This is a genomic window from Mucilaginibacter sp. P5_A6 (assembly GCF_056400585.1).
In genome coordinates, this window is sequence record NZ_JBFUKZ010000002.1 from 105,548 (window position 1) to 128,655 (window position 23,108).

The 23,108-nt window shown below is 40.7% G+C and carries 24 protein-coding genes and 1 tRNA gene; 12 read left to right on the forward strand and 13 right to left on the reverse strand.

The features are described from left to right. Positions 1 to 72 precede the first annotated feature (72 nt). Positions 73 to 146 (forward strand) — tRNA-Pro (locus AC1DO4_RS02490). Between the two features lie 376 nt (positions 147 to 522). Here the strand turns inward: AC1DO4_RS02490 and AC1DO4_RS02495 are convergent. Both AC1DO4_RS02495 and AC1DO4_RS02500 read right to left on the reverse strand, forming a co-directional pair. Continuing rightward, complete coding sequence (locus tag AC1DO4_RS02495) at positions 523 to 1,308, reverse strand: hypothetical protein (protein WP_477412653.1); 786 nt, start codon at positions 1,306 to 1,308, stop codon at positions 523 to 525. 624 nt (positions 1,309 to 1,932) lie between these two features. Beyond that, positions 1,933 to 2,421 carry a hypothetical protein gene (locus tag AC1DO4_RS02500; RefSeq protein ID WP_477412655.1) on the reverse strand — a complete coding sequence of 163 codons (489 nt, stop codon included), beginning with the start codon at positions 2,419 to 2,421 and terminating at the stop codon, positions 1,933 to 1,935. 458 nt (positions 2,422 to 2,879) lie between these two features. On the opposite strand from AC1DO4_RS02500, the gene AC1DO4_RS02505 reads away from it, so the two are divergent. The 3 genes from AC1DO4_RS02505 to AC1DO4_RS02515 all read left to right on the forward strand — a co-directional run bounded on the left by AC1DO4_RS02505 (position 2,880) and on the right by AC1DO4_RS02515 (position 4,854). After that, positions 2,880 to 3,596, forward strand: a complete 717-nt coding sequence (locus AC1DO4_RS02505; RefSeq protein ID WP_477408686.1) for a LytR/AlgR family response regulator transcription factor — start codon at positions 2,880 to 2,882, stop codon at positions 3,594 to 3,596. 108 nt (positions 3,597 to 3,704) lie between these two features. Further along, a complete protein-coding gene (locus AC1DO4_RS02510) occupies positions 3,705 to 4,199 on the forward strand; it encodes a hypothetical protein (RefSeq protein WP_477412657.1) in 495 nt (164 codons plus the stop codon). Between the two features lie 64 nt (positions 4,200 to 4,263). Further along, the gene (locus AC1DO4_RS02515; protein WP_477412659.1) at positions 4,264 to 4,854 is read left to right on the forward strand and encodes a DUF6438 domain-containing protein; all 591 of its coding nucleotides are present in this window, start codon (positions 4,264 to 4,266) and stop codon (positions 4,852 to 4,854) included. Between the two features lie 275 nt (positions 4,855 to 5,129). Here the strand turns inward: AC1DO4_RS02515 and AC1DO4_RS02520 are convergent, their stop codons facing one another. The 6 genes from AC1DO4_RS02520 to AC1DO4_RS02545 form a co-directional block, all read right to left on the reverse strand. After that, positions 5,130 to 6,194, reverse strand: a complete 1,065-nt coding sequence (locus AC1DO4_RS02520) for a fatty acid desaturase (protein ID WP_477412662.1) — start codon at positions 6,192 to 6,194, stop codon at positions 5,130 to 5,132. 49 nt (positions 6,195 to 6,243) lie between these two features. After that, on the reverse strand, positions 6,244 to 6,567 hold the full coding sequence (locus AC1DO4_RS02525) for a hypothetical protein (protein WP_477412664.1): 324 nt from the start codon (positions 6,565 to 6,567) through the stop codon (positions 6,244 to 6,246). Position 6,568: 1 nt separating this feature from the next. Further along, complete coding sequence (locus AC1DO4_RS02530; protein WP_477405939.1) at positions 6,569 to 6,691, reverse strand: hypothetical protein; 123 nt, start codon at positions 6,689 to 6,691, stop codon at positions 6,569 to 6,571. A 64-nt stretch (positions 6,692 to 6,755) separates the two neighbouring features. Next, positions 6,756 to 7,487, reverse strand: a complete 732-nt coding sequence (locus AC1DO4_RS02535) for an acyl-CoA desaturase (RefSeq protein ID WP_477412666.1) — start codon at positions 7,485 to 7,487, stop codon at positions 6,756 to 6,758. Positions 7,488 to 8,160: 673 nt separating this feature from the next. After that, positions 8,161 to 8,391 carry a hypothetical protein gene (locus tag AC1DO4_RS02540; protein ID WP_477405943.1) on the reverse strand — a complete coding sequence of 77 codons (231 nt, stop codon included), beginning with the start codon at positions 8,389 to 8,391 and terminating at the stop codon, positions 8,161 to 8,163. A 130-nt stretch (positions 8,392 to 8,521) separates the two neighbouring features. Continuing rightward, positions 8,522 to 8,929, reverse strand: coding sequence for a response regulator (locus AC1DO4_RS02545; RefSeq protein ID WP_477412668.1), 408 nt, complete (start codon positions 8,927 to 8,929; stop codon positions 8,522 to 8,524). 163 nt (positions 8,930 to 9,092) lie between these two features. On the opposite strand from AC1DO4_RS02545, the gene AC1DO4_RS02550 reads away from it, so the two are divergent. After that, a complete protein-coding gene (locus AC1DO4_RS02550; RefSeq protein WP_477412670.1) occupies positions 9,093 to 10,106 on the forward strand; it encodes a LacI family DNA-binding transcriptional regulator in 1,014 nt (337 codons plus the stop codon). Positions 10,107 to 10,184: 78 nt separating this feature from the next. Here the strand turns inward: AC1DO4_RS02550 and AC1DO4_RS02555 are convergent, their stop codons facing one another. Both AC1DO4_RS02555 and AC1DO4_RS02560 read right to left on the reverse strand, forming a co-directional pair. Then, positions 10,185 to 10,817, reverse strand: coding sequence for a nitroreductase family protein (locus AC1DO4_RS02555; RefSeq protein ID WP_477412672.1), 633 nt, complete (start codon positions 10,815 to 10,817; stop codon positions 10,185 to 10,187). 61 nt (positions 10,818 to 10,878) lie between these two features. Further along, complete coding sequence (locus AC1DO4_RS02560; protein WP_477412674.1) at positions 10,879 to 13,113, reverse strand: transglycosylase domain-containing protein; 2,235 nt, start codon at positions 13,111 to 13,113, stop codon at positions 10,879 to 10,881. A gap of 118 nt (positions 13,114 to 13,231) precedes the next feature. On the opposite strand from AC1DO4_RS02560, the gene AC1DO4_RS02565 reads away from it, so the two are divergent. The 3 genes from AC1DO4_RS02565 (at position 13,232) to AC1DO4_RS02575 (ending at position 15,493) form a co-directional block, all read left to right on the forward strand. Beyond that, complete coding sequence (locus tag AC1DO4_RS02565) at positions 13,232 to 14,317, forward strand: Mrp/NBP35 family ATP-binding protein (protein ID WP_477412676.1); 1,086 nt, start codon at positions 13,232 to 13,234, stop codon at positions 14,315 to 14,317. A 153-nt stretch (positions 14,318 to 14,470) separates the two neighbouring features. Then, positions 14,471 to 14,749, forward strand: a complete 279-nt coding sequence (locus AC1DO4_RS02570; RefSeq protein ID WP_477406865.1) for a NifU family protein — start codon at positions 14,471 to 14,473, stop codon at positions 14,747 to 14,749. A 117-nt stretch (positions 14,750 to 14,866) separates the two neighbouring features. Beyond that, the gene (locus tag AC1DO4_RS02575) at positions 14,867 to 15,493 is read left to right on the forward strand and encodes a hypothetical protein (RefSeq protein ID WP_477406867.1); all 627 of its coding nucleotides are present in this window, start codon (positions 14,867 to 14,869) and stop codon (positions 15,491 to 15,493) included. Positions 15,494 to 15,607: 114 nt separating this feature from the next. Here AC1DO4_RS02575 and def read toward each other — a convergent pair whose 3' ends face one another. Together def and AC1DO4_RS02585 are read right to left on the reverse strand one after the other, a co-directional pair. Then, complete coding sequence (def, locus tag AC1DO4_RS02580; RefSeq protein WP_477406869.1) at positions 15,608 to 16,180, reverse strand: peptide deformylase; 573 nt, start codon at positions 16,178 to 16,180, stop codon at positions 15,608 to 15,610. Between the two features lie 17 nt (positions 16,181 to 16,197). After that, positions 16,198 to 17,427, reverse strand: coding sequence for a M16 family metallopeptidase (locus AC1DO4_RS02585; RefSeq protein ID WP_477413247.1), 1,230 nt, complete (start codon positions 17,425 to 17,427; stop codon positions 16,198 to 16,200). 135 nt (positions 17,428 to 17,562) lie between these two features. Between AC1DO4_RS02585 and hpt the strand changes: the two genes are divergently transcribed. Together hpt and AC1DO4_RS02595 are read left to right on the forward strand one after the other, a co-directional pair. Then, positions 17,563 to 18,099, forward strand: coding sequence for a hypoxanthine phosphoribosyltransferase (hpt, locus tag AC1DO4_RS02590; protein WP_477412678.1), 537 nt, complete (start codon positions 17,563 to 17,565; stop codon positions 18,097 to 18,099). A gap of 68 nt (positions 18,100 to 18,167) precedes the next feature. After that, positions 18,168 to 18,686, forward strand: coding sequence for a hypothetical protein (locus AC1DO4_RS02595; RefSeq protein ID WP_477412680.1), 519 nt, complete (start codon positions 18,168 to 18,170; stop codon positions 18,684 to 18,686). A gap of 11 nt (positions 18,687 to 18,697) precedes the next feature. Here AC1DO4_RS02595 and mfd read toward each other — a convergent pair whose 3' ends face one another. Continuing rightward, the gene (gene mfd, locus AC1DO4_RS02600) at positions 18,698 to 22,051 is read right to left on the reverse strand and encodes a transcription-repair coupling factor (protein ID WP_477413249.1); all 3,354 of its coding nucleotides are present in this window, start codon (positions 22,049 to 22,051) and stop codon (positions 18,698 to 18,700) included. A 158-nt stretch (positions 22,052 to 22,209) separates the two neighbouring features. Here mfd and AC1DO4_RS02605 point away from each other — a divergent pair, with 158 nt between their 5' ends. Together AC1DO4_RS02605 and AC1DO4_RS02610 are read left to right on the forward strand one after the other, a co-directional pair. Beyond that, positions 22,210 to 22,617, forward strand: coding sequence for a DUF4199 domain-containing protein (locus AC1DO4_RS02605; protein WP_477412682.1), 408 nt, complete (start codon positions 22,210 to 22,212; stop codon positions 22,615 to 22,617). Next, entirely contained in the window at positions 22,610 to 22,915 is a 306-nt protein-coding gene (locus AC1DO4_RS02610) for a DUF2752 domain-containing protein (protein ID WP_477412684.1), read from the forward strand. The genes AC1DO4_RS02605 and AC1DO4_RS02610 overlap by 8 nt, the downstream gene beginning before the upstream one ends. Positions 22,916 to 23,108 lie beyond the last annotated feature (193 nt).

Sequence of the window (23,108 nt, forward strand, 5' to 3'; positions counted from 1 at the left end):
AAAGGGATGGTAATTAATTTACAGTTTTAAATTATACCTGCAAATTATATATTTGCACTCCCTACATTATTTCGGGATGTAGCGTAGCCCGGTATCGCGCCAGCATGGGGTGCTGGAGGTCGGAAGTTCGAATCTTCTCATCCCGACAGGAAACAAAAGCAAAAGAGCATATTTGAAAGGTTTTAGGACCGATTGGATATGCTTTTTTTAGTTTTGCAGACTGCCCTGTTGACCTCCGTGTTAGCCTTTACTGTCTGTGAATGGCATTCAAGTAGTTGTAAATTGTGTTTATACGGATTACAGTCATGCTGATTATATTGCATCTTTAAGCCTTATCACGTCATGAATCTATTTGAAGGTGAAAAAATCCTTCCAAAAATAAGACAGCAACATCGTTATAGCAGTTATCCTGTTTTACTTGAATTCGCGTGCATCATGGCCTTTGCAGCGACACTCATAGGTGTAAAGCCGGTGATGCAACCGCAACGCAAGAATTTTCACATCATTTTTAAATAAGGAATGTTATTTGACTCGCTTGTATATTTCTACAGATCGGCCATTTGTAGCGCTATTAATCACCTGGGTATATTCGTCATGACCATTCATCGTGACTTTAACAGTAAATTTATTGCCCTGAAGAAGCCTGTAATTTGATATTTGCTCTTCTTCCTTAAGCGTATCATTACTAAAAGAAAATACCCCGGTGCCAAACCCATTTTTAAAGATGGTTTTTTCCTTATTCTGAGCGAACCTGTGTATAAAAATAAAATGTCCTCCCCAGAATATTTTATACTGTGTTACATCAGTTGGGATCGTGTCTTTGCCTTTTATTGTATAGGTTTTTTCCATTTTCCACAAACCATCAAGTACAGAGCTATCTGCTGGCGGGAATTTTTTGTAATCTTCTTTCAATACATATTTTACACCTCTTACTGTGGCAAAGTCAGGAATGACCTGGGTATAACCACCAGGTTTTCTTGTAATCTCAAGCTTATAGGTGAGGGGTGAGTCAATAGCTCTGCTGGTATAGATACTATGTTCTTTAAGTCGGTTGGCCGAGTCAAGTGTATAAGCGCCTACGCCAAACCCAACAGATGAATCAGGTACTATGCTGGCATACACATAGTTACGATCTGTATAGATTTTAATTTGAGTTCGTTTAATCGTAGAGTCTTTGCCTCCGCGATCGAGTACTTGTTTTTCAAGTTCATATACACCTGACAAACCTGCCTCGGGCGACTTCTCTTTTTTCTTACATCCCCAAATTAAGAGGCTAAATAAAGCTGCAAAAATTAAAATCTTACTCATAATGTTTAAGTTTTATATGATATAGGCATTTATTTCATCTGGTGGCGGTTCTTATTTGGCGGTTTAACAACTTAATTATCTCAGTAAAAAAAGCACCAAGTACGGACAAAATAAATGTCTAAAATTTTACCACCATAAATAATTCATTTAGGTTACATAAACTTACATATAAAGTATATAATACGCAATTTGTTATTGAATTGTTTAAAAAAAGAAAATTAGCTGATTAAATAAGGGACAATGTGAATGCGAATCAATATTTATTGATTTATAGTAGCCCCTGTCGCGCCAACATGGGATGCTGGAGGTCGGAAGTTCGAATCTTCTCGTCCCGACATTAAACAAAAGCAAAAGAGAGCATCTTTGAATGATTTTAGGACCGATTGGATATGCTTTTTTTTAACTAAATAAGCCGATTGTTTACGATTACAGACTACTCTACAATTTAACTTTTAAATCATGTCATCACTTTTTTTCCAGCCTGGCTGGTGGGTACCCGCAATGATTGTTGTTGGGTTTTAATATCAGCGCATAAATGTAGAAAGGCTGTCCTTTTGAGACAGCCTCTTTCTTTGAATTAAAAATATATTTCTTGTTAACTTCCTGTTTTATTCTTACACGGCCTCATACTTTGTTAATTTTATCTAAAACATCCATAACACCATCTACTACTCTTAACACAAAGTATTGTTTGCCATCTTCAATATTAACAATCCATGCACTCTTTCCTTCATACTCTACTTTAACAGTGGAGTTAATTGTATAATCGAAATATTTACTTTTTACAATAGTTCGTATATCGGCAGGCATTTCCTTTTCGTACCCAAAAGCCATATGATACACTAAATCGCCCTTTCTTGTAAACTCCGCTTTGTTTTGCTGGTTATCCATTATAAATCTAACTACAAAATTTTTATCAGACTGAAACCATTTAGGTTCCTGAGCACCTACAAATAAACTGGCGAATGAATCTGAAACCTGTTTTGATACCTGAACCCTGATTGGTGCTCCCGAAATAGTAACCTCTTTCAGTTGGACCTGGGCAGACGTGCTGTTGACCCCTAATGTTAATATTAGTCCGCTTAACAAAAAGGGAATAATTAATTTTTTCATGGTGTCTTGATTTAATTTTTAATATAAAGAATTAATATAAAGTGTAAAACTAAATCGCTTTTGAGGGGTTAAATTATAGTGTGGATATATGCAGGCTATCTGGATTTATTCGACAACATTATGTGGATAAACTGCGTTATTAACAGGTAAATGCCGTTTGTCCATGGAGATGAGTTGTTGGTTACCTTTTTGGTTATTTATCTAAAATTAACGGCTTTTGTGTAACTATTAATCAATTAATGCGTCATATAGATGATGGGCACAAAGTGTTTATTTTAGTTAAGCTGGTTCTTTTTATAAAAATTTCGATTCTTATTAAAATGCAAATACATCAACCCGAAAAATAGTAATGAGAACACCATTGAAGAGCCTATTTTAACTTTGTAATAGTTTAATGCTATCTTTATTTACCCGTTGTTTAAAATACAATGCGGAAAATAAAATAAACTTTTTAAAATATGCGGTGGAGATGCTTAATCATAGACGATGATCCACTTATTTTAATGACAATTAAAAAGTGGACCGATAAGGTGGAGCAGCTTGAAGTTGTGGCTGTATGTGACAGCGCTTTACGATCACTCGAGATCATGAAAACAGAAAGGATAGATTTACTCTTCCTGGATATTCGGATGCCTGAATTATCGGGRATTAGTTTTCTAAGAGCCTTACAAAATCCCCCCAAAGTAATTTTTATAACTGCTTATCAGGAATTTGCCGCCGAAGCTTTTGATTTAAATGCGGTGGATTTTTTACTAAAGCCATTAAGTTTAGAGCGTTTTTTAAAGGCTGTTAATAAGGTGATCGATGCGGGCATTTCTCCAGAAGAAGGCCTGAATATGCATGTGGAACGTGAATGCATATATTTTAAGGCAAACAGAAAAACACTTAAGATTTTTTTAGACGAAATTGTTTATATAGAAAGCGCCAAAAATTACATCAAGATTTACAGGCTGCTTAATACCCCTTTAGTGGTTAAGTATTCTTTAACAGCATTGGCAGCAGAGTTACCGCATAATTTATTTGCCCGGGTCCATCGGTCTTTTATTGTGGCAATTAACAAGATTACTGCCTTTACCCATTACGATGTTGAAATTGGTAAAATTGAAATACCAATAGGAAGACAATATTTGGGGCAATGGAAAAAATTGTCGGATAAAAGTAAGGTGTTGGCATAAAAAGCGGTGTTGTTTGCTGTGTTAATGCCGGCGATTTCTATGATTTTATCCCCAGCGCTTCGCCGAAGTAAATACCGTTTACTATCTTAGACGTATACGCTGTTATCAATGAAATACGCAATCCTGTTAATAATACTCTTGCCCGGTTTTACAAAAGGACAATCAATATTGGCAAAGAAGTATGTCGATGACAAAATTAATGAATTAACTTATCTAAAATTTACTACAAATAACACATTTGAGTATCATTACTTATATGACGTTAGTTCAGACTTTGCAACAGGTCGTTACAAGCTAAAGCTTGACACTATTTTTTTAAAATATGACAAGGACACTACGATTTCGAAAGTTGAAAAAGCATTCTCATCAGGTGCTGACCGGTTAAGAGTAGACACTTTGATATTAAAAGGATATAAACTTTATGAAGTTAAAAATGGCATAAGCTTAGCATATGCAAAACCACTTAGTGCCCATCACAAGGTTCCTAAGAGCTGGCATTGGAAAAGGAAATATATTTTGTTTGGCCCTTATCAATCTACAAGGTCAAGTAGATATTATATGATTGATTCATCATATGCTGGCTGGAATATACACCGTAATTAACGGCAGGCCCAAACTAATATTAGATTAGTGAAAAACTGGATCAATTTATAATAATTGGTAATCTGTGAAAATTTTTGTAACCGCATTTCGGGCTATCCCTACAAAACTCTATATGAATTGCAGCTTTTATATAAGAATCTATCCCCTGTTCTGCTTGTTTTCTGTCGCCTTACTTTTAACCGCTTGTAAAGCCCATATTGATAAGCGCATAACAAAGGTCGAGTTTGCAAAAAGCTTATGTTTCTTACCTTGCGATGCCGTAGCTGTAAGCATAGATAGTTCGCTTAACTTCGAATATTACATTGACAGTTCTTATATAAAGCATCGAAAATCAAGGGCATATTATACTGGTAAAGTAAGCAGGGTATTCTGGAATGAATTAACCGAAAAGCTGGAACAGATGGATTACAGCAACCTTGATACTACAAAGAAAATATTCCCAAGCGACCTTCGACATAGAGAGCTTAAAGTATACTTCAATCACAGAAGTATAAGAGTTGAAACTGTCGATGGTGATGATAGCCAAGAGGGGAAATTACATCACTGGCTTGATAGTGCATACAAACATGTTAAGTTAAAGTTGGCGAAGGATACAATCCATTTTGGCACAACAGTACAACTTGATCCGAGAATCAAACATTTCGACACCCGGTAGTATTTTCCGTTAACAACTGGGCCAACATCAAAACAACTAATTAATCAACAATCACGACAGTATGGATAGCATGGGACACTGGGGTCAGAAGTTAGAATCTTCTCACCCCAACTTAAAAAATTAAGGCTTTATGAACATTATTCATAAAGCCTTCTTCTTTGATACAACGTGGATGCAATAATCAGCTGGTTTTTTAACCAGTGGGGGTTGATTAAAAGGGGCAACCACATTAACCAAAGGTAAACAGGGGTAAGTAATATACTACGAGCAGAAACTCACACCTGGGAATCGGCTAATACGAGCTTTTTCGAGCTTTTACTATGCTGATAGGGCCGTTCGTACTGTTCGTAAAATTGCTTTTTATTGTCTTTATAATGGCTAATAGCGCCCATCCAGCTCATTAATTTGATATAATACCAGGCAAGGTCAACCTGGTGCGGCTTAAAACCACTCCTGGCACTTTTGGGGAACAAATGGTGATTGTTATGCCATTCGCCGGCTACAAAACCGGGCCACAGCTGGTTAATTGATTTATCCTTTTTACTATAGTCGGTACCCTCATGTTGTTTGTCTTTACCCTTTGCGTGGCCTTCATAATTAAATGTACGTACCCCCACCGCCCAGAATGCGGCAGCGCCAAATAAGCTGAAAGCCAGGGCATGGCCACCTGTTAAATAAAAAACCGCGTACCAGAAAGACCAGTTCAGGATCCACGACATAACCGCGCGCCCGGGGTTTACATACGAGCCCCAGTGCTGGTATTGCGCGTAGGTGTTTGCCTTTACACCGGTATGTTTCATCAATTGTTTAACCCGGTTGTAGTCGCCTTCATTCAGGTATTTGGCAATTGGCTGGTGATTTACATCGGCCAAAAAGCAATATAAAAACCCGGCCTGGGCGTTGTAAGGGTCGCCGGGCTGATCGGATTTGGAATGATGCACATGGTGCGATATTACATATATCTCTTCGGGGATAACGCTGAGGGTTAGGTTCTGCGTTATAAAGCGCCAGAATTTATTGCTAAAAGTATAGGCCCCATGGGTACAGTAACGATGATGCCAGATGGTGCCATGCGTACCCATAATGATCATTCCATAAACAAAGGCCGCCGGTATTGTCCACCAGTTTAAAAAATAAATGATGAAGAGCACAAAAAACGGTACCAGGCACAAAACCTTCAGCCAGCTAAAAAATGGCAACCAGTTTTTACGGTTTTTAATGGGGTTTAACCTCGAAAAAAACTCGGTTAACATTTGTAACACAGTCGGTTTTATCAAGGCCCCCTGTGCGTCCTTCCACCCGTATGAAGGGGTTTGCAATACATAATCTAAAAAAGGCATCGGCTAAAAAATTTAATAGTGATCGGCTTGGATAAAAACTGGTAATTATTTAAGATCGTTGCCGTTTTGGATTAAAGGCAATGAGGTATTGTATTTGGTTTTTTATAATTGTTTTAGTGTCCCACGTTTTTTCCTGGTCGGGTTGTGCCAGGATTAACTTTTCTTTAATCAGCTCAAATAACTCTGCCAATTGCTCGGGTAAAACTTTTACCGAAATGGTGGGGTAATATTTCTTTTCCATGGCAGATCTTTCATCATCTGTGGCTAAGCTTACCTCCCAGGCTTCTTCTGTTTTAAACCAATGTTCTTTGGCGCTATTGCTTAGGTCAAATAAAAACATGTTGGCCTGCAATTCAACTGTTTGGCCGGCCATGTTAGTTGTGTGTTTTATTGGTAGATACGACCTCGGTTTTAGACGCCTGATAATCAGACATCGTTTTTTTGCCGTTTGTGGCTGGCCCTTTTTTGTGGGCTTTACTGCCTTTATCTTTACTCATTGTTTTGTTGTTTAATGTTAATTGATAATCCGTGAGGGCTGATTACGCTATAAGCGCGTAAAATTTAAATCGCTTTACGGAGTTTAATAATCCGCATCCAGTGCATCAGCTTCATAACCGGGTAAACCGGGTCTATCTCAAACCATTTTTTTCCGAAGTTGGCGCTATTGGGGTGTTTGTGGTGATTGTTTTGAAACAGTTCGCCCAGCATCAGGAAGTCGAAAGGTGTGGTGTTTTTTGATTTGTCTTTATTGTCGAAATTAGTATAGCCATATTTATGCCCGCACCAGTTTACAATTGCGCCATGAATTGGCCCCATCAAAAAATGGATGGGCAACAGCAGGAACATCCACCAGTGGGCGGCAAAAAAAATGTAAAAGCAGGTGTAAGCGGCGCCAAACAGCAGCCTGGATAGTATCGAAGAACCCATCCTGTCAATCAGCGGCCATTCAGGGTAGTTACCGGCAAAGCGGGCTTCGGGGTTCTTTACTCTTTGCAGGTGATCGCCAAATGTTTTAAAGGTGGCCTTTGTCATCTGGAAAATATCCGTAAAAAAATGGGGCGAATGCGGGTCCTTTGCCGTATCGCTGTAAGCATGGTGTTCCCTGTGCATTAAAGCGTAGGCCCGGGGATTTAAAAAGGAAGCTCCTTCAAATAGGTAGGCCATAATATAAAAAACGCGTTCCCAGAATTTGTTCGTGGTGAACATACGGTGAGAGGCGTAGCGGTGTTGGAAAAAAGTTTGAAAAAACAGTGACAAGAACCAGTGCGCAATAAAAAAAATCAGGATCAGCATAAAAATAGAATTAATAGCAGGTACTAAATACGGTATAATGCAAGCATGGTAGCCCCCTTAAAGGGATCGTGCCTGTTGGATGCGGTGTAAACAGATGACGTTTTGTTCTCTGTGGCCTGAATCTGCCTGATGAGATGCAAGCTTAAAATTTAAGAAGCGCTTGCGGTCAACGGGAAAAATGTTTTGGTTTAAAACCCAAAACGGCAGGTACTTTATAGTAAATCTTAAAAGACTATATTATAATAACCTTTAATTAAGCAATTTGTTATTTAATTTAAAATGTTTTTTTTCGCCGGCCGGCAATACCATCCACAAGGCTTTCTATCGATAGATATATTCTATTCGTCGATACTTGGTCTTTTTTAAAGGGTGTTATAGTAGGTTTGTAATGCAAATCGGGGCTTCTCCCCCATTGTGATAAGGTTTAGGTAGAAGCCTCCGCGCTGCGAGAGCAAGGAGGCTTTATTTATTTTAAAGCCACAGCCAAACCAGCTATTACTCCAACCCGAATGAAAAGCGCCTCTATTGAGTAAAAAAATCCGAAATACTATAAACAGGAGATAAATTGTAATTGAAGGGCCCTAATTTTAGGTTCGGCGCCAGGTATTATTATATTAGTTGGGATCTAATATCTGAAATGAGTTTGCAGCGCATATTTGCTGCTTAATCCTGCCTACATTCTGAACCTTAAAGAAACCGATCTTCCTAAAGCCTGTGCCAGTTCGGGGTCAATTAACGGGCCGTCGCCTTGCTGTACCCATACACTACGCTCATCTTTTTGAAGGGTGATTTTTTCGCCATTCAATAAAATTTCAAGCTCGCTGGTCGTCTTGTTTATCGGCGATGTATTGATCTGATACACGTGGTCGGTATCATTATATGTTATTCTTAGTGGCAGTCCCATCTTTGTCTTCTCTCCGGGTAAATATACAAATCCAATACCCTAAAAATACAAAAAGATGTGACAAACCTCACCATATAGTTGTAAGTTGTTAATTTTAAGCACGTTAAACTAAAAATGAATTTGTGTCTTATCAGGCAGCAAGCTGATATTTAACCTTATCTAACAGGTTATTTATACCAAATGGTTTGTGCAGCACATCGTCAGGAGCGCCTTTTGGGGATAGTGAGTCGTCAATATCATCACTGCTGGAGCAGATGATTACAGGCAGGGTTTGCGTATCCCTGTTCAACTTTATCAGCTTGCATATATCGCGGCCATTCATACCCGAAAACAAACCATCAAGTATCACCAGGTCTGGATGGGTAGTCCTGATATTGTTCAGGATGTTATGCCAGTCGTTATATGATACCACATCGTAACCATTGCTGCTTAAAATGTAGGTCATTACATCAATCATCAACTCGTCGTCATCTACTATCAATATTTTCTTTGCCATGATCTTTTCCAACCTTGCCTGGTAATGTTGTACAAAGGGCATGCCATTGATTAACTTACAGTTAAACCATTTTGCCAGCCTGTGTAAAGTTGTAGGGTTTAGGATAGTATTTAATACAATTAACAACAAATACAGTTGAATTTTGGGACTTAAACAGATCAGTTTTATTACATTTGACTGAATAAACCAGATTTAGCTGAGCATAATGGATATTGTTAATATAAAGAAACTGGCTAAGGAGCTCAATATATCTACTTCAACTATTTCGAGGGCATTTAATGGCAGCCCGGATATTAATAAAAACACCAAGGAGCGGATCCTGGCCTTTGCCAAAGAGCATAACTTTTTACCCAACCACTACGCCAGTAATTTAAGGGACAAAAAAACCCGCACACTGGCGGTAATAATTCCTGAAATTGCCAACGACTTTTTCTCGCAAGCTATAAACGGTATTGAGGAGGTTGCCCGTAAAAAAGGTTTTTACATTTTGCTTTACCGTACGGATGATATTTTCGAAAAGGAAGTATCGTTTGTAAATTATTTAAACAACGGCAAGGTTGATGGCATCATCATGTCGGTATCGGGCGAGGCTAATGACCACAATTACCTGCGCCAGCTGGAATCAAAAAATGTTCCTGTTGTATTTTTTGACAGGGTTTATGAAGATATTGACGCTGCTAAAGTAACTACCAACGATTATGACAGCAGCTTTGCTGCTACCGAGCACCTGCTGGAAACCGGTTGCTGCAAAGTGGCATACCTGGTGATAAATAAAAACATATCAATAGGGCAGGTGCGGATGCAGGGTTATATGGATGCTTTAAAAAAGCACGATATCGCTTTTGATGACGAGCTTGTAATAGACTGCAGCAACGACGAAAAGGTAAACTATAAGGTATTGACCCGCGTACTCCAGGAAATTAAGCCAGATGGTATTTTCAGCTCGGTTGAACGTTTGGCCTTTGCTACTTACTATGTGTGCAACGACCTGGGGATTTCTATTCCCGGGGATCTCAAGATGATCAGCTTCTCGAGCCTTGGTATAGCACCGTTGTTAAGCCCGGCACTATCAACCATTACACAACCCGCCTATGAAATGGGTATTAAAGCCGCTACCCTGCTGTTTGAGGCCCTGGAGCAAAAAAATGCGTCAAACCATAAACGGCACGTGGTTTTAAAATCGAAGCTGTTTATCAGAAAAAGTTCGGGCGGGGAATAGAGAGTAGTTAATTAAGTGAGTGGTAAAGTATCAGAAAATGAACCCAATCAACCACTCACCTAATCAACTATTCACCAATTAAACGTGAATAAACAACTCACTTTTCGGCCGGCGTACTTTGATCATTTTGCTGTAAACATCATCGTCGGCACGGAAACCAACTGCGGCGATAACGGAGGTTGTTAATCCTTTTTCTTTAAGGCCTAAGATCTCATCAAATTGCGCTGCATCAAAACCTTCCATGGGCGCTGCATCGATGCCCAATTCGGCTGCTTCTGAAACCAATACACCCAAAGCGATATATGTTTGCCTGTGCGACCAAGCCAGTTTCTGCTCATCGGTACGACTGCTTAATGTGCTTAAAACCATTTGTTCAAAACCTTCAAGGCTTGTGCGTTCAACGCTACGGGTATCGGCAACAAGATCTATGAATTTTTTGCCAAAGGCTTCGTCTAATGTTGTTAACGACGCAAAAACAAATAATGCGGAAGCATCGGTGATCTGGGCCTGGTTATAACCGGCTGCACGCAGCTTTTCCCTCGTTGCTGCATCCTGAACAACAATAACTTTAAATGATTGCAGGCCTAATGATGATGGGGCCAGTTGTATTGCACTTTGTAACTGATCTAACTGTTCGGTGCTTATTTTTTTTGATGGGTCGAATTTTTTAATTGCGGCCCTTTTTTGTAATTTTTCTACTAATGACATCATTCTTCAATTGCTCAAACAAAAATAGATGTTTGAACATTCAATTTGGTCATGCCATCGTAAACTAAAGTTTGGCTTTATCTTTTAGCTCCTGTTCCTTGTCTTTGGCTTCTTGTTTAAGCCTGCGTTTTTCAACACGGATATCCTTACGGGTTTTACCTGCGGTATCAATGTGGTCTATGCGGTTCTTATAATCCTGTTTAAGCGCTTCAATTTGCTCATTTAGTTTTTCTTTAGCGGTCTTTTCTTTTTCTTCCTGCTTTTGACTGGTTGTATCTTTTTTACCAAATAAGCGTTGGAAAAAATTCGGCTTTTTAGTCGGCTCTTCTATTACAGGCAGTATTTCATTGTCATCCCCCCCCTGTTTCATCAGGCTATCAGCTTTTGCTGTATCAATAGGTACAATGGTTTGCCTTAAACCCTCCCTCAGGCGTACTCCGTAAAAGCCATAGGCGCTGGTATCCCGCTGCGTAAGTCCTTTACCGGCCATTAATCTGCCTATCAGGTTAAAGTAGCCATGCAGCCCGGGGCGCAGCGTTCCGTCGGGCTGAAAGGCATATAATCCGCCTTTAGGGTACGGAACAATACTGGCCAGGTAAATACTTTCGCCGAGGTTAAGTTCTGATGGCGACTTGCCAAAGTAAAAATGCGAGGCCTCAGATATACCGTATATATTACGGCCCCATTCAATAATGTTCAGATAAACCTCCAGCATCCGGTTTTTAGTCATGATGCGGTTATTTTCTATCATCCACACAATCAGGATCTCTTCAATTTTTCGCGCAAGCGTTTTTTCGCGGCTTAAAAAAGCGTTTTTAACCAGCTGCATCGAAATTCCGCTACCGCCACGTTTAAATTTTTTAGTCTTAAAGTCGGTAACCAGCGATTTACGGAATGCCTCCTCAACAAAGCCATGGTTGGTATAAAAGGACGGATCTTCGGCCGTCATCACCGCATTGCGAAGATTGGGAGCAATTTCATTAAGAGGAGTAAACTCCGGGTTTTCCGGCCCAATGAGGTGTGGTGCCATCGGTTTGCCTTTTTCGTAAGGGGTGTGTACAAACGTACTGTTCAGCTTTGATAGATCTGTTTTGCCATATTTCACAATCCGGAAACCATTTTTATCCAGCCGCGAATCAAACTGCAAATCATCTGGTTTTGATGAATCCATATAAAAGTTCATGGCATAGTTTAATTTGCCTATAACCTGTATCCCATCCAAAGCATCAAACATCCCATGGGGGAAAGCATCAAAAATATCAGTAGCGTTTAGCCAGCCCGTATTCATTTTGAGCTCGTAAATTTTAACCGGCTTAAGGGTATATTTAAGATATGGCCTGGCTGTTAGCTTTTTAATATGTATCATAGACGAGCTATCAACAGATACATAATTACTGCCCACAAAAACGTTGGCATCAATGGCTGCATCCGGGAACACGATGTCGCCCGATGAGAGTGCCGGGTGGTTTAGCAACAAATTATGAACCGCCCACGAACCGTATATTTTTGTTTCGCCGCCGCTGTGCTCAACTTTGGTTAATTTGGTGCTTATGGTATCAAAATTTATCTTAAGCCCCAGCTTTTTCTGGATGATGGGCAGTTCTACTTTTGCACCGTCTGCATAAAGTTTTACATCTATATTTTTATCTGAGGGGTGCATTTTGCCATCCATATGCCAGGTTGCCGCGCCATTATCAACATCAATTGTTGATGTAAGATCCCCGTCTTTGATGGTCGCGGTTTTTGCAAGCAGTTTTACCTTGTTGCTATCATCCTTAAAACTTATGGAAAAATTATTAAGCGTTAAGTTATCCGGGATCTTGTACAACAACTCGTTAACCAGGTTGTTGGCAAGCTGGCTCAGGTCTACTTTATGTGTTGATGTGGTATCTCTTTTCTTTTTAAACAGGAAATCGAAGTTTTTCACCCCTTTTATATTGGTTAGGTTGATAAAACCATCCTGTAATAAAACATCAGATAATTTAATATCGCCCACAATTAGCGGCAATAGTTTAACACTTACCACAAAGTTTTTAATATTAAGCAGGCTGTCGCGCTGCTCGGGCACTATGCTAACATCTGAAAAAGACACCGTGCTGGTACCCGTAAAATGGGCCGAGCCTATTTTTACATCTAAATTATAATCGCGCTTTGCTTTTGCTGTAGCTTTGCCAATAGCCGCCTGAAGCAGGGCTTCGCGTTTTGACCAGGCGATATAACAGCCAGTAAGCAATATAATAAATAAGGGAATAAGGATAAATGCGGTTATGCGTATGTATTTAGGGTTGAGGCGCTTCATGAGTAAATTTTTCCAAAACTAAACTAATTCTTATCCCCTCCAAACGGTTGTTTCTGTAAATTGTTTCCTTAACAAACATAAATCAACCACCTGTTTTTATAAATTTGCCCGTAATAATATGATAATCACTAAAGAACAAGTTTTACAAGCACTGGGTAATGTTGAAGAACCAGACCTGAAAAAAGACCTGGTTACCCTCAACATGATACAGGATATACATATTGAGGGCAACAACATTAGCTTTTCGGTTATATTAACCACACCGGCGTGTCCGCTAAAAGCGTTAATAGAAAATGCCTGCCGTAATGCCATCAGCTATTTTATAAGTAAAGATGCAGTGGTAAGCATCAACATGACATCGCACGTTACTACGCAAAAAAACACCGGCGTACCGGGAGTTAAAAATATTATTGCAGTAGCATCGGGCAAAGGCGGCGTGGGTAAATCAACAGTAGCGGTAAACCTTGCCCTTGGCCTTGCATATTCGGGCGCTAAAGTAGGGTTGATAGATGCGGATATCTATGGCCCGTCGATCCCCATCATGTTCGGGCTTGAGGGCGTTCGCCCGCAGGCCAGCGTTGTGGATGGCAAAACCCGGATTGAGCCCATTGAGAAATATGGTATTAAACTATTATCAATCGGTTTCTTTACCGACCCTAACCAGCCCGTGCCCTGGCGTGGGCCAATGGTATCAACGGCTGTAAAACAATTATTTAATGATGCCGATTGGGGCGAACTGGATTACCTGGTGATCGATCTTCCGCCCGGAACTGGCGACATCCACATCACTGTTACGCAAACCTTCCCGGTTACCGGTGCTGTTATTGTAACAACGCCGCAAAACGTAGCGCTGGCGGATGCTAAAAAGGGAATAGGCATGTTTATGATGCCGGCCATTAATGTGCCGATACTGGGTGTGGTTGAAAACATGTCGTACTTTACTCCGGCCGAACTTCCGGATAACAAGTATTACATTTTTGGCAAGGGGGGCGGGCAAAAGCTTGCTCAGCAACTGGATGTTCCGTTTTTAGGAGAGATCCCGCTGATTAAAAGCATCAGTGATTCCGGCGATTCCGGCACTCCTGCTATATTGGAAGAAAACGGCGCGATGACCGCTGCTTTTATAAATATGGCACAACGTGTGGCCCAGCAGGTAGCCATTTCAAATTTTGATAAGAGCCTGGAAAAAAAAGTTGAGGCATAAAATTTAGGGCCGGGAGCCAGGGGGCAACCAAACATCGTACTAACATAAAAAGAGAATATTTTCGTTGATGTTATAGCAACATCCGGGCAAAATATTGGAACATAGAATATTGTAAATTATTAATAACTTTACTGTAGTTATAAATTAGTAAAAATGAGTTTATTAAGTCAGGTTGAAGCAGCTTTAGATACAATTCGTCCGTATTTAGAGGCTGATGGCGGGAATGTTTCTGTTGAAGAAATCACCTCTGAAGGGGTTGTTAAATTAAAATTGCTTGGCTCATGCGGGTCATGCCCAATGAGCATCATGACCCTTAAAGCCGGTATTGAGGAAGCCATTAAAAAGGCTGTGCCCGAGGTTACCTCAATTGAAGCAATAAACCTTACGGATATTGACGATCCAAACGCGGTACTGCCAGAAAATTTAAGATAGGTGTTAAGAATTGTTAAATACAGGTTATATTTACTGTATTAACGTATTTTTGAGCAACATTTTGAAACCTTTTCCCTTGTATTGAAGGTAAATAAACAGCGGAAAAGCGACAGGTATATGAAATATTTGGTTTTTATATTTTTATTATTTGCATCGGCTGCCACGTTTGCGCAAAGTCACGAGGAACGACCGGTTGTGCAATTTACTGGTATAGTTCATAATGCCGATAGTGCAAAGGTGATTGTTCCTTATGTTACCATCACCAACACGTCGTTCCACAACCAGGTTAACTTAAGCAATTACAAAGGCTATTTTTCTTTTGTAGCACATGAACAGGATACCTTGCGCTTTACTTGTGTAGGTTACGGACAAGTCACGGTTGTAATTCCGGCCAACCTGCCCGGTAAAAGTTATACGCTGCAGGTTAGCATAAAGCCACAAATTATTAACCTGCCGGCATTTCATGTATTTCCGTGGGCCACTACAGATGAATTCAAGAAAGATTTTTTAGCAATAAAACTGGCGGATGATGACCTGGAGATAGCCCGCAAAAATATTAGTAAAGCATCTCTTAGCGCATTGTTTAATACCCTTCCTCGGGATGCGCAGGAAATTCAATCGGCAAATGCACAAAGCATGCACACCAGCATCCTCAACTCGCATTCATTAACGCCCAACCCCTTACTAAACCCACTTGCCTGGGGAAGCCTGATCAAACAGATCTCGGACGCGGATAGCAAATAGTGGTGAGTGGACAGTTTTGAATAGTGCGTTTGCTAATCTTACTATGTTTATAGTAAACTTGAAGGCGAAGGAAGATCGTGGTTTTTCCACTCACTATTACCCGCTCCCTACTGACTATCTCCCCTTTTTTGCAGCCGGGAACTTCATTTTATAATCAACATTAACTATTCCTTTTGAAATGTCGTTCAGCCTTTTCTCAATAAGCCTTTTGCGCAGCGGGCTCAGCTTATCTGTAAATAATTTTCCTTCAATATGATCGTATTCATGCTGAATGATGCGGGCAGCCATGCCTTTAAAGGTTTCCTCATAATGTTTCCAGTCTTCATCGTAATACGAAATCCTGATTACCGATTTGCGATAAACATCCTCGCGGATATCCGGGATACTAAGGCAGCCCTCATTAAAACCCCATTCCTCGCCGCTTTCCTCTAAAATAACGGCATTAATGAATACCTTTTTAAAATCTTTCAGCTCCGGCTCTTCATCATCAAAAACAGTTGCATCCACCACAAATAAACGCATAGACATACCCACTTGCGGCGCTGCCAGGCCAACCCCACGGGCGCCGTACATAGTCTCAAACATGTTGTTCACAAGCTCTTTTATATGTGGATATTCGTCCGACTCAATAGCAGTGGCTTTTTTTCTTAAAACAGGATCTCCGTAGGCGATGATAGGGTACTTCATTTTGCAAAAATACAGGTTTATTGTTTAGGCTCAAATTTCAATGTAATTAAGCCGTCGTTGTCAAATATTTCATTGCTTATTTCCAGCAGTTGCGCGGCTGTTACCGCATTTATTTTGGCAAAAATCTCCTCTAAGGTTTCAATATGGTTAAAGTCGAGCAGGCTTTTGGCCATGGATATGATAAGGCTAAGCCGATTTTCCTCTGCCAATGCAATCTGGCCAATAAATTTTTGTTTGGCCTGGTGTAATAGCAAGGTGCCCAGCTTTTGCTCGCGCAGTTTTTTTAATTCTTTATGAACAAGCTTTGCGGCTTTATCAGCCTTTTCGGTGTCTGTTCCAAAATAAACAGAGAAAATGCCGGTATCAGTAAAAGGCGTATAGTTCGATTCGATGGTATAGGCAATGCCATACTTCTCACGGATCTCCAGGTTAAGCCGGCTACTCATTCCCATTCCGCCAAGCAGGTTGTTTAATAACAGCAACCCATTTTTGTACTGGTGCGATGAGGCGTAAGCCTGGTTGCCAATAATGCAATGGGTTTGGGAGATCGGCTTTTTAACTACAAATATCCCGCTTTTATTAGGTTGCGGTTTTATCCTGTTTTTGGAGGGTTGATGGGATTCAATGCTGCCAAGATATTTTTCGGCTAATTTAACAACCTTTTTAAAGTCATAATTACCATGCACAGCAAATATCATTTCGGATGTGCTGTAGTTGGCTTTAATGAAAGCGCGCACATCGCCGCTGTTCATCCGGCCAACGGTTTCGGGCGTGCCCAAAATGTTTTTGCCGATGGGCTCGTCTTTAAACAACAGTTCCTCAAAATCATCCTGGATAGCTTCTTCCGGCTGATCAAGGTATGAGGCAATCTCATCAAGGATTACACCGCGCTCCTTTTCCTGCTCATCCTCCGGGAAGGTGGAGTGGAACAGGATATCCTCAAACAGATCTATAGCACGTTCCAGGTGCTGGTTTAGCAGGGAAGCGTGGATACAGGTATATTCTTTGGTAGTATATGCGTTTAAATCGGCGCCTACCAATTCCAGCCGGTTTAATATTTGATTGGTGTTGCGCCTTTCGGTTTCCTTAAATAATAAGTGCTCAATAAAATGAGCAAGGCCCTCCTGCTGGTTGCCTTCATCGCGCGAGCCTGCGTTTACAATAAAGCAGCAATGCGTTACGGCAAAGGGCGATGGCTTAAACAAAATGCGGATGCCATTGGGTAAGGTATGGGCCTGGTAGTCGATCATATGGAAATGCAAAGATAGTGTTATATATGTTACAATTATTTTACGCACGATTTGTACGTGATTTTAGTACTTTAGTACACTAAAGTGACAAGCTTATAACGTTTAAAACCAGATACCCCTTAAAACACATCAATGAAAATTAAAATTGCCGACCTTGAGTTTGAGCCCCTTATTAACGCCGAAATTATTGAAGACCGCGTAAAAACTATTGGATTACAGATAAACGAAGATTTTAAACAAAGCGTTCCGGTTTTTGTAGGCGTGCTTAACGGCAGCTTTTTATTCATCGCCGACCTGATAAAACAAATAACCATTCCCTGCGAGATCTCCTTCACCAAGCTGGCCTCCTATTATGGCGGCACCACCAGCAAGCTTAAAATTCGCGACGATATAGACTTAATTTTAGATATAAAAGGCCGCGATGTGCTTATTATTGAGGATATTGTAGACACTGGCAACACTGTGCATTACCTGATAGACAAATTAAAACAACGCGAACCTGCATCCATAAAAGTGTGCTCGCTGTTACTTAAACCAGCAGCCCTGCTTAAAAATATAGATGAACTTAAATATGTAGGCTTTGAAATTGAGAACGAATTTGTGGTTGGTTACGGGTTAGATTATAAGGAAATGGGGCGGAATTTAGATGCGATTTATAAGAAGGTGTAGTTTAATTTCGGCGTTGAGAGATTTGATTTTGAATTTACATGTCTTAGGATAAACCACAGAGCATATTCATGAAAACTACGCTAAAAATTGTCGTCGGAATTACTCTTCTGGCGGCAATTTTTGTTTCGGTAAAAGGATATAATATTGTTATTCCGTTTTCTCAAGATGGCGATATACTTCCCTATTTTAAGTCTAAGGCCGGCGATACTGTAAACGTCTTTTCAAAATTCGATTTTACGAAAGATGAATGGATAGCATATATTGTTATATCATCATCAGACATTGTGGATCTTAACACCCAGATTCCTCATCGTACCTGCCTGAAAACAACCGATCGAAACCTTTTACAAAAAATGAAGCGTGAATGGCGATTTAGAATAACACAAGGCGATGTTGCAACCGTTGAAAGCACGTTTTACCTCTTAAAAAACGAAAAAACTGTGTTTCAATCGGGGATAGTTTTAGATATGCATAGCCAAGTCTTACAAAATTCAGTTTATGGCGAGATGTTACCTGTTGATAAAAATGCAATGATCAATACCTGTCGGGAATTTAAAAAAGTATATTGGCCCGTTGTCGCTTTTTAACCCGCTTTTTATTAAGCGTTCACCAACCCCGCCATCTCGTTCAAAAACAGCAATGCCTGGTCAATACTATGAACCCCCTCCACGCTCAGTCGCAGGGTATTTTTAACTTCCTTTAAATTGGTGCGGCGGGGATTGCCCTGCACAAAGGCCAGCACGTTATGAAACGCCTCTGTTTCAAAATAGGTTGATTGCTGGTCGGTAATGAAATAGCCCCGCAGTACATTTTTCTTTAACGAGATTTTTTCAAAGCCTATGGCTTTGCCCATCCATTGCAGGCGCATGGTGTTCAGCAGGTCATGTACCTGTGGCGGTATCGGTCCAAAACGGTCATGCAATTGCTGTTGAAAGGCAGATAACTCTATCTCCCTTTCCAGCTTGGAAAGTTCAGTGTACAGGTTATAGCGTTCGGCAATATTGGTTACATACTCATCCGGGATCAATATCTCCTGGTCGGTATCAATCTGGGTAAAAGAAATGTATGGTCTTGGCTTATCATCCGGGAACACGCCTTTAAACTCATCCTCCTTTAGTTCCTGAATGGCTTCGTCCAGGATCTTATGATACATCTCGAATCCGATCTCTGCAATAAAGCCACTTTGCTCGGCGCCCAAAAGGTTTCCGCTGCCGCGAATGTCCAGGTCGCGCATGGCTACGTTAAAGCCGCTGCCTAAGTCGCTAAACTCTTCAATGGCGCTCAGGCGCTTGCGGGCCTCGCTGGTGAGCGTTGATAATGGCGGGCTCAGCAGGTAGCAATATGCTTTTTTGTTGCTCCTGCCTACACGGCCGCGCATCTGGTGCAAATCACTGAGGCCAAACATATGGGCATAGTTGATAATAATGGTATTGGCATTCGGGATATCCAAACCAGCTTCGATGATGGTTGTAGCCACCAGTACATCGTATTCATGGTTTACAAATTTAAGCATCACATCTTCCAGCGCATCGCCTTCTAATTGTCCGTGAGCTATCCCGATGCGGGCTTTAGGCACCAGTTTACGGATCATCCCTCCTAATTGAGGCAGATCGGCAACCCGGTTATGGATAAAAAAGATTTGCCCATCGCGCTCTATCTCAAATTCAACAGCTTCTTTTATCAGCTTATCGTTAAATACATGCAGTTCGGTAACTACAGGCTGCCTGTTTGGCGGTGGGGTTGATATGATAGACAGATCGCGGGCTCCCATTAGTGAGAAATGCAGGGTACGCGGTATGGGTGTAGCGGTAAGCGTTAATGTATCTACATTGGCGCGCATTTGTTTCAGCTTTTCTTTTGTTGAAACACCAAACTTTTGCTCCTCGTCAATAATCATTAATCCCAGGTCTTTAAACTTCACATCCTTACTCACCAGGCGATGTGTGCCTATAATAATATCTACCTTGCCGTCCTTCAGTTTCTCTAAGGTATCCTTAATCTGCCTGCTGGTTTTAAACCGGTTAATATAATCGATATTGGCCGGGAATCCTTTGAGCCTGTCGGTAAATGTTTTGTAATGCTGGGCCGCCAATATAGTGGTAGGCACAAGTATGGCTACCTGCTTACTATCGGCAACGGCTTTAAACGCGGCACGAATAGCAACTTCGGTTTTACCAAAACCCACATCGCCGCAGATGAGCCTATCCATAGGATGCGGCGATTCCATATCCTTTTTAAAATCAGCCGTAGCTTTTTCCTGATCGGGTGTATCCTCGTAAAGAAACGATGCCTCTAACTCTGTTTGCAGGTAACTATCCGGCGAAAAGGAATTACCATGCTGGGCTTTGCGCAGGGCGTAAAGCTTTATCAGGTCACGGGCAATGTCTTTAACTTTTTTTTTTGTGGTTTTCTTGAGGCGCTCCCAGGTATCGGTACCCAGTTTGTTCATTTTGGGTATGGTACCCTCCTTGCCGCTGTATTTTGAAATACGGTTAAGCGAGTTGATGTTTACGTATAGCAGGTCGTTATCAGCATAAATAAGGCGGATCATTTCCTGCTGCTTGCCATTAACCTCCACTTTTTCCAGGCCGGCATATTTGCCTATGCCGTGGTCAATATGAGTTACGTAATCGCCTGGCTTAAGGTCGCGCAGTTCTTTCAGGGTAATAGCCTGCGAGCGCTGGTAACCTTTTTTGAGCTTATATTTATAATAGCGATCGAAGATCTGGTGATCGGTATAACAGGCCAGTTTTTGTTCATGATCAACAAAGCCTTCCCTTATCGAGATACTTATCGGCGTAAACTTTACCGTTTTATCAAGGTCATCCAAAATAGCATATAGCCTTTCTACCTGTCTTGAAGAATCGGTTAGAATAAAGTTTTCTATCTTCTCTGCCTCGTTATTTTTAAAGTTGTGGATAAGCAATGTAAAATCCTTATTAAAGGACGGCTGCGGGCGCAGATCAAAATTGATAGCAGCACTTGGCTGGTAAAAAAATTGCTTGCCAAACTCAACCACCGGGAAATCATGCAGTTGATCAGCAATCAGTTTTTCGTCGGTAAAACCAAATTTAGGGTCTATCCAATCCGGATTCTGCGTTTTTTCATCGGCCGATAATGCTTTCCACAAATTTGTTGCCTTTTTAAAGCCGGTTTGGATAATATCCAACGTAAACTGTACGTCTTTTATCCATACCTGCGTACCGGCATCCACATATTCTAACAGCGAGATATTACTTTCTGTTAAAAATTTTGATTGTACATTGGGCACAATAGTGATGCTTTTTACCTGCTCAACAGATAGCTGGCTCTCAATCTCAAATGTGCGGATAGACTCAATAAAATCGCCGAAGAACTCTACCCTATAAGGCAGATTATGCGAAAAAGAAAAAATATCCACAATACCGCCCCTTACAGAAAACTGGCCCGGTTCGTAAACAAAATCAACCCGGTCAAAATCATACTCAATTAAAAACTCATTAATAAAGTCGATGCTTAGCTTGTTGCCTACGGCAATCTCCAGGGTGTTTTTCTCAAGCGATGCGCGGTCTATTACCTTTTCGGCAAGCGCTTCGGGATAAGTAACTATCAACTGGCCAAATTCAGACGAATGGTTAAGCTCGTTCAACACCTCGGCACGGGCAAGCACATTGCTGCTATCGGGCTGGGTAAATTCAAATGGTTTGCGGTATGATGATGGGAAAAGCAGTACTTCTTTGCCGGTAAGGTTCTCCAGGTCTGCCTGAAAATAACCGGCTTCTTCACGCTCGGGCAGTACAAACACCATATGCTTGTGCTGCAAAAAATACAATGCTACCGCCATGGCCGCATCACTCGATCCGACTAAACCACGAAGCTGTACCCTTGGATTTTTGGAAGCATTAAGCGCGGTGGCCAATGCTTTAATCCTGTCATCAGCTTTATATCTATCTAATATATCACGGATATTCAAAACTGCCGCAAATGTACGCAAAAAAGCCCTTTTAAATAAATCGATGTAATTTGTATAAAATATGCAAACAATATGCAGGCTTAATTACTTTTAAATTATAAATTCAAGTAATATTTTCCCTGAGTTCAACCTAAATTTTCAACTAAAATTAAATCATCATGAAGAATGCAATTGTATGGGGCGTTTTCATTGGCCTATTGAGTATTATCTGGATGTTTGTATCCCACGCCATGGGGGTAACTCCCGATAAAGACACCGTTGCTCCATTTGAATATTTTTCGTTCCTTATCCCTGCTACCGGGTTATTAATAGGTATCTGGAGCTATCGCAAAAACGATTGTAAAGGCCAGATGGGCTTTTTAGAAGCATTGGTACAAAGTTTTAAAATATTGATTGCCGGCGGTATAATAACTGTTTTTGGCGGCATATTGTATTTCAGCTATGTATCAACAGATAATACTTTGCGTGATTTTTCTGGCCGTATCTTCGGCGCACTGTTAGTTGGTGTATTATTGGCGTTTGCGGTATCTTTACTATTTATGAACAAATCCAACAAGGTTGATTAAACGGCTTTTTTCAAAATACTTTGAACTTGTTTTCTGGATAACGGCGATGTTGTGCCTGGCTTTTACGTCGCCGCAGGCTACATCGCATTTTACATTGTGCCCCTTAAAACTATTGGGCTTAACCTGGTGCCCCGGCTGTGGCCTGGGTCACTCTATTATTTATCTGTTCCACGGCCAGGTACTCAACTCCCTTCATGCCCATTGGCTGGGCGTACCTGCTGTGCTGATCATATTTTACAGGATCTTTGTATTGGGGAGGGATCGGTTTGTATCTAAACCGAAATTCCCTATGGCTTAACCATCAAAAATTACAATGCGGCAAGCTGTTTTATCACAAATGGAACGTTTTAGCAGATTTTAAGCAAAAATAACAGGGAGCAAGAACCCGCAAATACCACATCCAAAATTAAATTAATTTCCCGGGAAGAAAGACACGACGGTTGTGGTGTTAGAATTGTAAAAAAATATACCATTTGGTGTTAATATTATTA

Bases quoted from the DNA above. Each gene is read 5' to 3' on its own strand.
- AC1DO4_RS02520 (WP_477412662.1), bottom strand. From the start codon at position 6,194: ATGCCTTTTTTAGATTATGTATTGCAAACCCCTTCATACGGGTGGAAG.
- AC1DO4_RS02605 (WP_477412682.1), top strand. From the start codon at position 22,210: ATGAAGAATGCAATTGTATGGGGCGTTTTCATTGGCCTATTGAGTATT.
- AC1DO4_RS02595 (WP_477412680.1), top strand. From the start codon at position 18,168: ATGAAAACTACGCTAAAAATTGTCGTCGGAATTACTCTTCTGGCGGCA.
- AC1DO4_RS02575 (WP_477406867.1), top strand. From the start codon at position 14,867: ATGAAATATTTGGTTTTTATATTTTTATTATTTGCATCGGCTGCCACG.
- AC1DO4_RS02545 (WP_477412668.1), bottom strand. From the start codon at position 8,929: ATGCCCTTTGTACAACATTACCAGGCAAGGTTGGAAAAGATCATGGCA.
- AC1DO4_RS02535 (WP_477412666.1), bottom strand. From the start codon at position 7,487: ATGCTGATCCTGATTTTTTTTATTGCGCACTGGTTCTTGTCACTGTTT.
- AC1DO4_RS02500 (WP_477412655.1), bottom strand. From the start codon at position 2,421: ATGAAAAAATTAATTATTCCCTTTTTGTTAAGCGGACTAATATTAACA.
- AC1DO4_RS02550 (WP_477412670.1), top strand. From the start codon at position 9,093: ATGGATATTGTTAATATAAAGAAACTGGCTAAGGAGCTCAATATATCT.
- AC1DO4_RS02565 (WP_477412676.1), top strand. From the start codon at position 13,232: ATGATAATCACTAAAGAACAAGTTTTACAAGCACTGGGTAATGTTGAA.
- AC1DO4_RS02525 (WP_477412664.1), bottom strand. From the start codon at position 6,567: ATGGCCGGCCAAACAGTTGAATTGCAGGCCAACATGTTTTTATTTGAC.
- hpt (WP_477412678.1), top strand. From the start codon at position 17,563: ATGAAAATTAAAATTGCCGACCTTGAGTTTGAGCCCCTTATTAACGCC.
- AC1DO4_RS02555 (WP_477412672.1), bottom strand. From the start codon at position 10,817: ATGATGTCATTAGTAGAAAAATTACAAAAAAGGGCCGCAATTAAAAAA.
- AC1DO4_RS02510 (WP_477412657.1), top strand. From the start codon at position 3,705: ATGAAATACGCAATCCTGTTAATAATACTCTTGCCCGGTTTTACAAAA.
- AC1DO4_RS02530 (WP_477405939.1), bottom strand. From the start codon at position 6,691: ATGAGTAAAGATAAAGGCAGTAAAGCCCACAAAAAAGGGCCAGCCACA.
- AC1DO4_RS02495 (WP_477412653.1), bottom strand. From the start codon at position 1,308: ATGAGTAAGATTTTAATTTTTGCAGCTTTATTTAGCCTCTTAATTTGG.
- AC1DO4_RS02540 (WP_477405943.1), bottom strand. From the start codon at position 8,391: ATGGGACTGCCACTAAGAATAACATATAATGATACCGACCACGTGTAT.
- def (WP_477406869.1), bottom strand. From the start codon at position 16,180: ATGAAGTACCCTATCATCGCCTACGGAGATCCTGTTTTAAGAAAAAAA.
- AC1DO4_RS02560 (WP_477412674.1), bottom strand. From the start codon at position 13,113: ATGAAGCGCCTCAACCCTAAATACATACGCATAACCGCATTTATCCTT.
- AC1DO4_RS02570 (WP_477406865.1), top strand. From the start codon at position 14,471: ATGAGTTTATTAAGTCAGGTTGAAGCAGCTTTAGATACAATTCGTCCG.